This window comes from Pseudocitrobacter sp. 2023LY-00077, from assembly GCF_055796175.1.
In genome coordinates, this window is the sequence record NZ_JBSPEI010000026.1 from 22,147 (window position 1) to 34,184 (window position 12,038).

The following is a 12,038-nucleotide window of genomic DNA, read 5'->3' on the forward strand; positions in this document are numbered from 1 at the left end:
ACCAAATAAAAAAGGATATGGCTTGTCAGACGACGGATGGAGTAATGGATGCACAGCGCCCGTGAAGGCAGAGGCATAAAGCTGAATTACTCTTGTTCCCTTCGCAGGTATTAGCCTGATCAGGTTCCGCGGATCCCGAATTAACGGTCTCAGCCTGTGTTTTCACACGTGGCACTCCGACAAGATGTAGCCCCATAAATGGGACGATGAATGTAAACTACGCGTTAATGCGTAAAATCTCAAGCGGGACGTTTGATCCCGGGGCTATCGTGCATCGCATCCAGCACGAGCATGATGAGCTTATCTTCGAGCACAAAACGTGCCTCCAGCGCCTCGCCGATATCCGACAATGCTTGTTGAAATTCAAAGCAATTATCGTGATCGATGGCCGTCTCCAGGCTGGAGTCGTAATAGTCCATAATCAACTGGGTGTTGGCTTCCAGCCTGGGCCAGATTTTAGTGGCCGTTAAAAGCGCGGCGTCGCCTTCCAATTTATGGAGAATGCGTTCATAAATACTGAAGTGGCAGGAGGAGAGGTAGTCCACCAGTCGCTGACAAAAATCATCCAGTGCTTTTTCATTCAGCCGTATAAACGATTCTTTGCCAGGCTTAATCCCAATCAGGTTGGAATAAGCGACAAGCAATTGCTTGCGTATGTTGAGCCAGCGGTCGACCAGTTTGTTACTGCCTCCAACATGCTCCGTCAGGCTTTCGAGCTGGTTTAACATGTGATTGACTCCGCACAAGTGGATTTAAAGACTGCGCACTAAGATGTAACGATAATGTAAATAACATGCCAGTGAAGCAAAGGTAGTGCAATAGATATGGATCGTATAATTGAAAAATTAGACATCGGCTGGTGGGTCGTCAGCCATGAGCAAAAATTATGGCTGCCGGGCGGAGAATTACCCTGGGGCGAAGCGGGAAAATTCGACCTTGCGGGGCAACGCGCGCTGCTGATTGGTGAATGGCAAGGCTCGCCGGTGTGGCTGATTCAGCAACAGCGTCGTCATGATATGGGCTCGCTGCGGCAAATTCTCGACCAGGATGCCGGGCTGTTTCAACTCGCCGGGCGCGGCGTGCAGCTGGCGGAGTTCTACCGCTCGCATAAATTCTGCGGCTACTGTGGGCATACCATGCACCCCAGCAAAACCGAATGGGCGATGCTGTGCGACCACTGCCGTCAACGCTACTATCCGCAAATCGCGCCCTGCATCATCGTCGCCATTCGTCGCGATGACACCATCCTGCTGGCGCAGCATACGCGTCATCGCAACGGCGTACACACCGTGCTGGCTGGGTTCGTTGAAGTGGGCGAAACGCTGGAGCAGGCCGTCGCGCGCGAAGTGATGGAAGAGAGCAGTATAAAAATCAAAAACCTGCGTTATGTCACCTCCCAACCGTGGCCGTTCCCGCAATCACTGATGACCGCGTTTATGGCCGAGTATGACAGCGGCGATATCGTGATCGACCCCAAAGAGTTGCTGGAAGCCAACTGGTATCGCTATGACAATTTACCGTTACTGCCGCCGCCGGGAACCGTCGCCCGTCGACTCATTGAAGATACTGTCGCACTCTGCCGGGCAGAGTATGAGTGACACTCATGTTACACTGGCGTGAAAGAGCTCAAGGAATGGAAAAATGACCGAACTGAAAAACGATCGTTACCTGCGTGCGCTGCTGCGTCAGCCTGTAGATGTCACCCCTGTCTGGATGATGCGCCAGGCGGGCCGTTATTTACCGGAATATAAAGCGACCCGTGCCCAGGCCGGGGATTTTATGTCCCTGTGCAAAAACGCCGAGCTGGCATGCGAAGTCACACTTCAGCCGCTGCGCCGTTACCCGCTGGATGCGGCCATTCTGTTCTCCGATATTCTGACTATCCCGGATGCAATGGGCCTCGGGCTCTATTTTGAAGCGGGTGAAGGCCCACGCTTTACCTCGCCGATAACCAGTAAAGCGGATGTTGATAAGCTGCCGATTCCGGACCCGGAAGGCGAACTGGGTTATGTGATGAACGCGGTGCGTACAATCCGCCGCGAACTGAAAGGCGAAGTGCCGTTGATTGGTTTCTCCGGCAGCCCGTGGACGCTGGCGACCTACATGGTCGAAGGCGGCAGCAGCAAAGCGTTTACCGTGATTAAAAAGATGATGTATGCCGAGCCGCAAACGCTGCATCTGCTGCTCGATAAGCTGGCGAAAAGCGTCACGCTCTATCTGAATGCGCAGATTAAAGCCGGTGCGCAGTCGGTGATGATTTTCGACACCTGGGGCGGTGTGCTCACCGGGCGTGATTATCAGCAGTTCTCGCTGTATTACATGCACAAAATTGTCGATGGTTTGCTGCGTGAAAACGACGGGCGCCGCGTGCCGGTGACGCTGTTCACCAAAGGCGGAGGGCAGTGGCTGGAAGAGATGGCGGAAACCGGCTGTGATGCGTTGGGTCTCGACTGGACCACCGATATCGCCGATGCGCGTCGCCGCGTTGGCCACAAAGTGGCGCTGCAGGGCAATATGGATCCCTCCATGCTTTACGCACAGCCTGCGCGCATCGAGGAAGAAGTGGCGACTATTCTGGCGGGCTTTGGCAAGGGCGAAGGCCACGTCTTCAACCTCGGTCACGGCATCCATCAGGATGTGCCGCCGGAACACGCCGGGGCGTTTGTCGAGGCGGTACATCGCCTCTCTGCGCCTTATCATCAGTAAGGATTGGTTATGGATCTCGCGTCGCTACGCGCTCAACAAATCGAACTCGCTTCTTCCGTGATCCGCGAGGATCGCCTGGATAAGGATCCGCCGGATCTGATCGCCGGGGCAGACGTGGGTTTTGAGCAGGGCGGTGAAGTGACGCGCGCGGCGATGGTGCTGTTGAAGTATCCATTGCTTGAGCTGGTGGAGTATCAGGTGGCGCGCATTGCGACCACCATGCCCTACATTCCCGGCTTCCTGTCATTTCGTGAATACCCGGCGTTGCTGGCGGTGTGGGAAAAGCTGTCGCAAAAACCGGATCTCGTGTTTGTCGATGGTCACGGTATTTCGCATCCGCGCCGTCTGGGCGTCGCCAGCCATTTTGGCCTGCTGGTGGACGTGCCGACGATCGGCGTGGCGAAAAAGCGCCTCTGCGGTACGTTTGAGCCGCTCGACAGCGAACCCGGTGCGTTATCACCGCTGATGGATAAAGGCGAGCAACTGGCGTGGGTGTGGCGCAGTAAAGCGCGCTGCAACCCGCTATTTATCGCGACAGGGCACCGCGTTAGCACTGACAGTGCGCTTTCATGGGTGCAACGCTGTATGAAAGGCTACCGTCTGCCGGAGCCAACACGCTGGGCGGATGCCGTTGCTTCTGAACGTGCTGCCTTTATGCGCCTTACAGCAAAATAACCACAATTCAGGTAAACTGCGGCTAATTTCCGCATTTGAGAACTCATCATGTTACAAAACCCGATTCACCTGCGTCTGGAGAAGCTGGAAAGCTGGCAGCACGTCACCTTTATGGCCTGCCTGTGCGAACGCATGTACCCGAACTACGCCATGTTCTGCAAAGAGTCAGAGTTTGGCGACCCGCACGTTTATCGTCGTATTCTGGATCTCATCTGGGAAACGCTGACGGTAAAAGATGCCAAAGTGAACTTCGATAGCCAGCTTGAAAAGCTGGAAGAAGCGATCCCGGCGGCGGACGATTTCGACATGTACGGCGTTTATCCGGCGATCGATGCCTGCGTCGCGCTGAGCGAACTGGTGCATTCTCGTTTGAGCGGTGAAACCCTGGAACACGCCATCGAAGTCAGTAAGAGTTCAATCACTACCGTCGCGATGCTGGAGATGACTCAGGCTGGTCGCGAAATGACCGATGAAGAGCTCAAAGAGAACCCGGCAGTGGAACAGGAATGGGACATTCAGTGGGAAATTTTCCGAGTTTTAGCGGACAGCGAAGAACGGGACGTTGAACTGATAAAAGGCCTGCGCGCAGACCTCAAAGAGGCTGGCGAGAGCAATATTGGTATAAATTTTAAGCAATGAGACAACAAAACGTGATTTACCGCCTGAATTGTCGTGCCTGAAGGCTTCCCTTCCGCCCCCCGTCTGGTCTACATTTGGGGGGCGAAAAAAAGTGGCTATCGGTGCGTGTATGCAGGAGAGTGCTTTTCTGGCATTTTCGTCGCACTCGATGCTTAGCAAGCGATAAACACATTGTAAGGATAACTTATGAACAAGACTCAACTGATTGATGTAATTGCAGACAAAGCAGAACTGTCCAAAACCCAGGCTAAAGCTGCTCTGGAATCCACTCTGGCTGCTATTACTGAGTCTCTGAAAGAAGGCGATGCTGTACAACTGGTTGGTTTCGGTACCTTCAAAGTGAACCACCGCGCTGAGCGTACTGGCCGCAACCCGCAGACCGGTAAAGAAATCAAAATCGCCGCAGCTAACGTGCCGGCATTTGTTTCTGGCAAAGCACTGAAAGACGCAGTTAAGTAAGACCGCGTGGCAGTGAACAGTTTTAGCGAAGGGGTGGTCTCACCCCTTTTGTCTATCTGGCGCTCCGTGGCGGCGTTGGGTGGCGTACTGTTGCTTTCTGCCTGTAGCCATAACAGCGCGTTGCCGCCATTCACCGCCAGCGGCTATGCCGACGACCAGGGCGCTGTACGCATCTGGCGCAAAGACTCCGGCGGAGAAACCCATCTTCTGGCTGTTTCCAGCCCGTGGCACAATGGGGCCACCACAACCAGCGAATACCGCTGGCAGGGCGATCAGCTCTCGCTGATTGAACTGAATATCTACAGTAAACCTTCCGAACATATTCGTGCCCGTTTTGACAGTCGCGGTGAACTGAGCTTCATGCAGCGGGAAGTTGACGGACAAAAACAGCAGCTTTCCAGCGATCAGATAGCGCTATACCGCTACCGTGCTGAGCAAATCCATCAGACCAGCGACGCCTTGCGTCAGGGGCGCGTGGTACTGCGCCAGGGGCGCTGGCATGCAGATCATAGCGTAACGACCTGCAAAGGCGAGGTGGTGAAGCCTGACCTCGACAACCGCGCGCTGGCGCATGTTGAGAATCGCCAGCGTCGTTCATCGGTAGAGGTGAGCATTGCCTGGCTGGAATCATCTGAAGGGACACAACTGCTGCTGGTGGCTAACCAGGACTACTGTACCTGGCAGCCAACAGAAAAAACCTTCTGATCACCAGTGGTTCATGCCGCGCGAGTTCCCTCGGTCATGATTCCCCTGGCATCCGCCATAACCCATGCCTGCATCGTGAGTGAAACCCGCCTGGGCCATCGCAATATCTCGCTTAACGTTCAGCGCATCTAGCGATTGGCGTAATGTTTCCATCTCTTTGGCCGTCGCATTAATTTTGCTGGCGTCCGGCGCCGTGGCGGTTAGCAACGCGTTGTATTCATAGCGTTTCGACATCAGTTGCTGGCGCAGCGTACCCGACTGCGCGGCATAGTCATTATCAATTTTTTGCGCGGCGGCCTGTTGCTCTGTCGTGAGTGCCCGGCCATTTTGCTGCCAGTCGTGACCGTTGTTACCGTGATGGCGGGCGAACGCCGGGCTTGCGCTCATCATTGTTAAAGACAGTGCAACCAGCGCCAGTGCTAATTTGTTATTCCGTTTCATGGTCTTATCCTCAAGGTAGGGGTATCACGTTGACTGTTGCATCTTCCATGCCAGAAAGGGAAATGCCGTCTCATGCGGTAATCGCAACTACGTCACGGTAAAAGCGGGTAAAAATGACCCGGTCGTTGCGTTATGGCGCGTCATTTTTACTCATTGAGCGCGTCATTTTTACTCATTGAGCGCGTGCATTTGTGTCACAGAGCAGAACAACACGCGCGCAAACATGGCATGATTTCTGCTGATACAGGGAACCCACCGCCGATTGAACGGAAGCAAGTCATGTCACAATCAAAAGACTCTCTGGCCATTAGGCTGAGTATGTTGCTACCCGCCATTATCTTCGTACTGGTGGGGCTTTTTGCCGTAACGGTGATTCGCGATTTCGGACGAGCGAGTCAGGCCGACCAGCAAGCGTTGCTGGAAAAAGGCAATGTGCTCATTCGGGCGCTGGAGTCAGGCAGCCGTGTCGGTATGGGCATGCGGATGCATCATGCGCAGCAGCAGGCGCTTCTGAAAGAGATGGCGGGCCAGCCGGGTGTGGAATGGTTTGCGGTAACGGATGTGCAAGGCGTTATTGTTCTGCACAGCGATGCTAGCCGCGTGGGGACGCTACTTTACTCTCCCGAAGAGTTGCAAAAACTTAGCCCCGGCCATGACGTTCAATGGCGGAATACGGAGATGCCTGACGGAATGCCCACAATGGAAATCTATCGTCAGTTCCAGCCCGTGCGCCACGGCATGCACAACATGGCTCGGGATGAGCGTAACGGCTTTTCCGATCAAACGATTTTTATCGCCGTGGATGCCAGCGATTTCATGGCGACGCGGGCGGCTGAATGGCGCAATACCCTGATTATCCTCTTCGCCCTGGCGACGGTCTTGCTGGCAAGCGTATTGTCATTCTTCTGGTATCGCCGCTATCTGCGCTCGCGCCAGCTTCTACAGGATGAAATGAAGCGCAAAGAGAAGCTGGTGGCGCTGGGGCATCTGGCGGCAGGCGTCGCCCACGAAATCCGTAACCCGCTTTCCTCAATTAAAGGGCTGGCGAAATATTTTGCCGAACGCGCGCCTGCGGGGGGCGAAGCGCACCAACTGGCGCAGGTGATGGCGAAAGAAGCCGACCGTTTAAACCGCGTGGTAAGCGAGTTGCTGGAACTGGTTAAGCCAACGCATCTGGCTTTGCAGGCGGTGGATCTCAACACGCTGATTAACCACTCATTACAGCTGGTAAGCCAGGATGCAAACAGCCGGGAGATCCAGTTACGTTTTACCGCTAACGATACATTACCGGAAATTCAGGCCGATCCGGACAGGCTGACTCAGGTCCTGTTGAATCTCTATCTCAATGCCATTCAGGCGATTGGTCAGCATGGCGTGATTAACGTGGCGGCCAGCGAAAGCGGCGCGGGCGTGAAAATCAGCGTTACCGACAGCGGTAAGGGAATTGCGGCGGATCAGCTTGAAGCCATCTTCACCCCGTATTTCACCACGAAGGCCGACGGCACCGGGCTGGGGCTGGCGGTCGTGCATAATATTGTTGAGCAACACGGTGGTACAATTCAGGTCGTAAGCCAGGAGGGAAAAGGCGCAACGTTCACCCTCTGGCTTCCGGTCACTATTACGCGTAAGGACCCACAAGGATGACGCACGATAATATCGATATCCTGGTGGTGGATGATGACATTAGCCACTGCACTATCTTGCAGGCATTGCTGCGCGGCTGGGGCTATAACGTATCGCTTGCAAACAGCGGGCGACAGGCGCTGGAGCAGGTGCGGGAACAGGTGTTTGATCTTGTGCTTTGCGATGTGCGAATGGCAGAGATGGATGGCATCGCCACGCTCAAAGAGATCAAAGAGTTAAACCCGGCGATTCCGGTACTGATTATGACCGCGTACTCCAGCGTCGAGACGGCGGTAGAGGCACTGAAAACCGGGGCGCTGGATTATCTCATCAAGCCCCTGGATTTCGATAACCTGCAGGCGACGCTGGAAAAGGCGCTCGCGCATACGCACAGTGTCGACGCTGAAACGCCTGCGGTGTCTGCCAGCCAGTTCGGGATGGTCGGTAAAAGCCCGGCGATGCAACACCTGCTCGGTGAAATCGCCCTTGTCGCGCCATCGGAAGCCACGGTGCTGATCCACGGTGATTCCGGCACCGGCAAAGAGCTGGTCGCCAGAGCGATTCATGCCAGTAGCGCACGTTGCGAAAAGCCGCTGGTAACGCTCAACTGCGCGGCACTCAACGAATCCTTACTGGAATCTGAATTGTTCGGTCACGAAAAAGGGGCGTTTACCGGGGCCGACAAACGGCGGGAAGGGCGCTTTGTTGAGGCGGACGGCGGCACGCTGTTTCTCGATGAAATTGGCGATATCTCGCCGATGATGCAGGTCCGTCTGCTGCGTGCGATTCAGGAGCGCGAAGTTCAGCGTGTCGGTAGCAACCAGACTATCTCGGTTGATGTCCGGCTGATTGCCGCGACCCATCGCGATCTTGCCGCAGAGGTGAATGCCGGGCGTTTTCGCCAGGATCTCTACTATCGCCTGAACGTGGTGGCGATTGAAGTGCCGTCGCTGCGGCAACGGCGGGAGGATATTCCTCTGCTGGCTGGCCATTTTCTTCAGCGCTTTGCCGAACGTAATCGCAAGGCGGTAAAAGGCTTTACGCCCCAGGCGATGGATTTGCTGATTCATTACGACTGGCCGGGAAATATTCGCGAGCTGGAAAACGCGGTGGAACGAGCGGTGGTGCTGCTGACCGGGGAATATATTTCCGAACGCGAGCTGCCGCTGGCGATTGCCAGTACGCCGATCCCGCTGGTCCAAAGTCAGGATATTCAGCCGCTGGTGGAAGTGGAAAAAGAGGTGATTCTGGCGGCGCTGGAGAAAACGGGCGGCAACAAAACCGAAGCCGCCCGTCAGTTAGGGATCACGCGTAAAACGCTATTGGCAAAACTGTCGCGTTAGTTCTGCTCGCGTTCGATAGCGCGCCAGCCGATATCTTTCCGGCAGAAGCAGTCGTCCCAGTGGATATCGGTCATTAAGGCATAAGCGCGTTTCTGCGCTTCTGCTACGGTATGACCCAGCGCGGTGGCGCACAGTACGCGCCCGCCACTGGTCACTACCTGCTCGTCATCTGCCAGTTTCGTGCCCGCGTGGAACACTTTGCCGTCAGCCACTTCTTCCAGCGGCAGGCCGTGGATCACATCGCCGGTGCGGTAATCGCCCGGATATCCACCCGCAGCCATCACCACGCCGAGAGAAGCACGTTCATCCCACTCTGACGTTTTCTCGTCCAGTTTGCCTTCACAGGCCGCCAGGCAGAGCTCAACCAGATCGGACTTCATGCGCAGCATAATCGGCTGGGTTTCCGGATCGCCAAAGCGGCAGTTAAATTCAATAACCTTCGGATTGCCCTGTTTGTCGATCATCAGGCCCGCATAGAGAAAACCGGTGTAGGTGTTGCCTTCCGCCGCCATGCCTTTCACGGTTGGCCAGATGATACGTTCCATGGTGCGCTGATGAACCTCATCGGTTACTACTGGCGCAGGGGAGTAAGCGCCCATCCCGCCGGTGTTTGGCCCGGTATCTTTATCGCCTACGCGTTTGTGATCCTGGCTGGTGGCCATCGGTAGCACATGCTCGCCGTCCACCATCACGATAAAGCTCGCTTCTTCGCCATCGAGGAACTCTTCGATAACGATGCGATGACCCGCGTCGCCAAAAGCGTTGCCTGCCAGCATATCGTGAACAGCCGCTTCAGCTTCTTCCTGCGTCATCGCCACGATAACGCCTTTCCCGGCAGCCAGACCGTCCGCTTTAATGACGATTGGCGCGCCTTTCTCACGCAGATACGCCAGCGCAGGTTCTACCTCGGTGAAGTTCTGGTATTCCGCCGTAGGGATTTTATGGCGGGCCAGGAAATCTTTGGTAAACGCTTTTGAGCCTTCCAGTTGCGCGGCACCTGCGGTTGGGCCGAAGATTTTCAGCCCGGCGGCGCGGAAGGTATCGACCACGCCTTTCACCAGCGGCGCTTCCGGGCCGACGATGGTTAGATCTACCTTTTCGTTTTGCGCGAAATCCAGCAGCGCCGGGATATCGGTCACGCCGATAGCGACGTTTTGCAGCGTGGGTTCCAGCGCAGTGCCTGCGTTACCCGGAGCAACAAAAACAGTCTCAACCAGCGGCGATTGGGCCGCTTTCCAGGCCAGCGCGTGCTCGCGCCCGCCGTTACCAATCACTAATACTTTCATCTGTCGCTCCATTAATGGCGGAAGTGGCGCATGTCGGTGAAGAGCATCGCAATACCGTGCTCGTCGGCGGCGGCAATCACTTCGTCATCACGGATAGAACCGCCAGGCTGGATTACGCAGGTCACGCCCGCAGCGGCGGCGGCATCAATACCGTCGCGGAACGGGAAGAACGCGTCAGAAGCCATCGAGGAACCTTTCACTTCCAGACCTTCATCGGCAGCTTTAATACCGGCGATTTTCGCGGAGTACACGCGGCTCATCTGGCCCGCGCCAATACCGATAGTCATATTGTTTTTGGCATAGACAATGGCGTTGGATTTCACGAACTTCGCTACTTTCCAGCAAAACAGCGCATCACGCAGTTCCTGTTCGGTCGGCTGGCGTTTGGTGACGACGCGCAGTTCTTCCGCGCCGACCATCCCCAGGTCACGATCCTGAACCAGCAAACCGCCGTTCACGCGTTTGAAATCAAGACCCGGAACACGCTCGCCCCACTGACCGCAGGTCAGGACGCGAACGTTCTGTTTGGCGGCGGTGATTTTCAGGGCTTCTTCGCTGGCGGACGGCGCAATAATCACTTCGACAAACTGACGAGAAATAATGGCCTGCGCGGTTTCCGCATCCAGCTCGCGGTTAAAGGCAATGATGCCGCCGAATGCGGAGGTCGGGTCGGTTTTGTACGCGCGATCGTAAGCATCAAGAAGGGAATTGCCGATAGCCACGCCGCAAGGGTTGGCGTGCTTCACAATCACACATGCCGGCTCGGCGAACTCTTTCACGCACTCCAGCGCCGCATCGGTATCGGCGATGTTGTTATAAGAGAGGGCCTTACCCTGAACCTGGGTTGCGGTGGCAACGGAGGCTTCTTTCACATTCTCTTCTATATAGAAGGCAGCCTGCTGGTGGCTGTTCTCGCCGTAGCGCATATCCTGCTTCTTAATGAAGTTCAGGTTCAGCGTGCGCGAGAAGCGACCGGCGGCTTCTTTGCTTTCGCCGTGGTAAGCCGGAACCATGCTGCCGAAATAGTTGGCAATCATGCTGTCGTAGGCGGCGGTGTGTTCGAAGGCTTTGATAGCGAGGTCGAAACGGGTTGCAAGCAGAAGCGATCCTTCGTTGGCATCCATCTCATTAATAATGGCGTCGTAGTCGCTGCTCTTCACCACGATTGCGACATCTTTATGGTTCTTGGCGGCGGAGCGCACCATGGTTGGGCCGCCGATATCGATGTTCTCAACCGCATCTTCCAGCGAGCAACCTTCACGGGCCACGGTCTGGGCGAACGGATACAGGTTAACAACCACCATATCGATAGGTTGGATCTGATGTTCTTCCATAATGGCATCGTCCTGGCCGCGACGGCCCAGAATGCCACCATGTACTTTCGGATGCAGGGTCTTCACGCGTCCATCCATCATCTCCGGGAAACCGGTGTAATCGGAAACTTCGGTTACCGGCAGACCTTTTTCTGCTAACAGACGGGCAGTGCCCCCTGTAGACAGCAGCTCCACACCGCGTGCGGAAAGTGCCTGGGCGAATTCGACGATACCGGCTTTGTCAGAAACACTGAGCAGAGCGCGGCGGACTGGACGACGTTGTTGCATGGTAAATCCCCTGGATTTGACTATTACAGAGAGCGTTAGCTGAATTTTTCGCGAAAAACTCAGCTAACGCCCCTTACGGGGCATCCTTGTTTTGCGGTGGCATTGTAACGAAAACGTTTGCGCAACGCTCGCGAATTTTTCTTTTTCATTTGAGCTATCCGGATTATTCGGTCACGATACCCTTTATAGAGAGAAAAAATTTGCCTGGCTGTGGATAACTCTGTGGTTAAGTGGGTATAAGGCGGGGTTTTGCTGTGTATTTCAGCAGTCGGTAAAATTACCGCATATTTAGGGTTGCAGCCTCACGAGAACTCCCTATAATGCGCTCCCACTGACACGGCAGATGTGAATCACTTCACACAAACAGCCTCTTCGGTTGAAGAGAAAAATCCTGAAAATCAGGGTTGACTCTGAAAGAGGAAAGCGTAATATACGCCACCTCGCAACGGTGAGCTTCACGCCGCGTTGCACTGCTCTTTAACAATTTATCAGACAATCTGTGTGGGCACTCAATGATACGGATTCTTAACGTCGCAAGACGATAAATGAATACCAAGTCT

At 55.1% G+C, this 12,038-nt stretch carries 13 protein-coding genes and 1 riboswitch; of the genes, 8 read left to right on the forward strand and 5 right to left on the reverse strand.

Going from position 1 to position 12,038, the window contains the following annotated elements:
• Nucleotides 1-79: 79 nt before the first annotated feature.
• A riboswitch (TPP riboswitch) is annotated at nucleotides 80-189 on the reverse strand.
• 50 nt (nucleotides 190-239) lie between these two features.
• The gene (rsd, locus tag ACWWFX_RS23030) at nucleotides 240-728 is read right to left on the reverse strand and encodes a sigma D regulator (RefSeq protein ID WP_473224857.1); all 489 of its coding nucleotides are present in this window, start codon (nucleotides 726-728) and stop codon (nucleotides 240-242) included.
• Between the two features lie 96 nt (nucleotides 729-824).
• Between rsd and nudC the strand changes: the two genes are divergently transcribed.
• From nudC to ACWWFX_RS23060, 6 genes are all read left to right on the forward strand, one after another.
• Nucleotides 825-1,598 carry an NAD(+) diphosphatase gene (gene nudC, locus ACWWFX_RS23035; RefSeq protein ID WP_473224858.1) on the forward strand — a complete coding sequence of 258 codons (774 nt, stop codon included), beginning with the start codon at nucleotides 825-827 and terminating at the stop codon, nucleotides 1,596-1,598.
• A 43-nt stretch (nucleotides 1,599-1,641) separates the two neighbouring features.
• A complete protein-coding gene (hemE, locus tag ACWWFX_RS23040; protein WP_276224690.1) occupies nucleotides 1,642-2,706 on the forward strand; it encodes a uroporphyrinogen decarboxylase in 1,065 nt (354 codons plus the stop codon).
• 9 nt (nucleotides 2,707-2,715) lie between these two features.
• On the forward strand, nucleotides 2,716-3,381 hold the full coding sequence (gene nfi / locus ACWWFX_RS23045) for a deoxyribonuclease V (RefSeq protein WP_473224859.1): 666 nt from the start codon (nucleotides 2,716-2,718) through the stop codon (nucleotides 3,379-3,381).
• A 48-nt stretch (nucleotides 3,382-3,429) separates the two neighbouring features.
• On the forward strand, nucleotides 3,430-4,020 hold the full coding sequence (locus tag ACWWFX_RS23050; RefSeq protein WP_015966373.1) for a YjaG family protein: 591 nt from the start codon (nucleotides 3,430-3,432) through the stop codon (nucleotides 4,018-4,020).
• Nucleotides 4,021-4,206: 186 nt separating this feature from the next.
• Entirely contained in the window at nucleotides 4,207-4,479 is a 273-nt protein-coding gene (hupA, locus tag ACWWFX_RS23055) for a nucleoid-associated protein HU-alpha (RefSeq protein WP_001044509.1), read from the forward strand.
• A gap of 12 nt (nucleotides 4,480-4,491) precedes the next feature.
• Entirely contained in the window at nucleotides 4,492-5,184 is a 693-nt protein-coding gene (locus ACWWFX_RS23060) for a DUF1481 domain-containing protein (protein ID WP_473224864.1), read from the forward strand.
• Here the strand turns inward: ACWWFX_RS23060 and zraP are convergent, their stop codons facing one another.
• Complete coding sequence (zraP, locus tag ACWWFX_RS23065; protein WP_276224692.1) at nucleotides 5,185-5,625, reverse strand: zinc resistance sensor/chaperone ZraP; 441 nt, start codon at nucleotides 5,623-5,625, stop codon at nucleotides 5,185-5,187.
• Between the two features lie 279 nt (nucleotides 5,626-5,904).
• Between zraP and zraS the strand changes: the two genes are divergently transcribed.
• Nucleotides 5,905-7,269 carry a two-component system sensor histidine kinase ZraS gene (gene zraS, locus ACWWFX_RS23070; protein WP_473224860.1) on the forward strand — a complete coding sequence of 455 codons (1,365 nt, stop codon included), beginning with the start codon at nucleotides 5,905-5,907 and terminating at the stop codon, nucleotides 7,267-7,269.
• Complete coding sequence (gene zraR / locus ACWWFX_RS23075) at nucleotides 7,266-8,591, forward strand: sigma-54-dependent response regulator transcription factor ZraR (protein WP_473224861.1); 1,326 nt, start codon at nucleotides 7,266-7,268, stop codon at nucleotides 8,589-8,591. The genes zraS and zraR overlap by 4 nt, the downstream gene beginning before the upstream one ends.
• On the opposite strand, the gene purD is transcribed toward zraR, so the two are convergent.
• The 3 genes from purD to ACWWFX_RS23090 all read right to left on the reverse strand — a co-directional run.
• Nucleotides 8,588-9,877 carry a phosphoribosylamine--glycine ligase gene (purD, locus tag ACWWFX_RS23080; protein ID WP_473224862.1) on the reverse strand — a complete coding sequence of 430 codons (1,290 nt, stop codon included), beginning with the start codon at nucleotides 9,875-9,877 and terminating at the stop codon, nucleotides 8,588-8,590. The genes zraR and purD overlap by 4 nt on opposite strands.
• An 11-nt stretch (nucleotides 9,878-9,888) precedes the next feature.
• The gene (purH, locus tag ACWWFX_RS23085) at nucleotides 9,889-11,478 is read right to left on the reverse strand and encodes a bifunctional phosphoribosylaminoimidazolecarboxamide formyltransferase/IMP cyclohydrolase (protein ID WP_276224695.1); all 1,590 of its coding nucleotides are present in this window, start codon (nucleotides 11,476-11,478) and stop codon (nucleotides 9,889-9,891) included.
• A gap of 355 nt (nucleotides 11,479-11,833) precedes the next feature.
• Nucleotides 11,834-12,038: hypothetical protein (locus ACWWFX_RS23090; protein WP_473224863.1), on the reverse strand; the 205-nt coding region annotated here is incomplete at its 5' end.

What these genes read in the sequence shown, in the direction of transcription:
- rsd (WP_473224857.1), bottom strand. Translation starts at nt 728, where the DNA reads ATGTTAAACCAGCTCGAAAGCCTGACGGAGCATGTTGGAGGCAGTAAC.
- nudC (WP_473224858.1), top strand. Translation starts at nt 825, where the DNA reads ATGGATCGTATAATTGAAAAATTAGACATCGGCTGGTGGGTCGTCAGC.
- hemE (WP_276224690.1), top strand. Translation starts at nt 1,642, where the DNA reads ATGACCGAACTGAAAAACGATCGTTACCTGCGTGCGCTGCTGCGTCAG.
- nfi (WP_473224859.1), top strand. Translation starts at nt 2,716, where the DNA reads ATGGATCTCGCGTCGCTACGCGCTCAACAAATCGAACTCGCTTCTTCC.
- ACWWFX_RS23050 (WP_015966373.1), top strand. Translation starts at nt 3,430, where the DNA reads ATGTTACAAAACCCGATTCACCTGCGTCTGGAGAAGCTGGAAAGCTGG.
- hupA (WP_001044509.1), top strand. Translation starts at nt 4,207, where the DNA reads ATGAACAAGACTCAACTGATTGATGTAATTGCAGACAAAGCAGAACTG.
- zraP (WP_276224692.1), bottom strand. Translation starts at nt 5,625, where the DNA reads ATGAAACGGAATAACAAATTAGCACTGGCGCTGGTTGCACTGTCTTTA.
- zraS (WP_473224860.1), top strand. Translation starts at nt 5,905, where the DNA reads ATGTCACAATCAAAAGACTCTCTGGCCATTAGGCTGAGTATGTTGCTA.
- zraR (WP_473224861.1), top strand. Translation starts at nt 7,266, where the DNA reads ATGACGCACGATAATATCGATATCCTGGTGGTGGATGATGACATTAGC.
- purD (WP_473224862.1), bottom strand. Translation starts at nt 9,877, where the DNA reads ATGAAAGTATTAGTGATTGGTAACGGCGGGCGCGAGCACGCGCTGGCC.
- purH (WP_276224695.1), bottom strand. Translation starts at nt 11,478, where the DNA reads ATGCAACAACGTCGTCCAGTCCGCCGCGCTCTGCTCAGTGTTTCTGAC.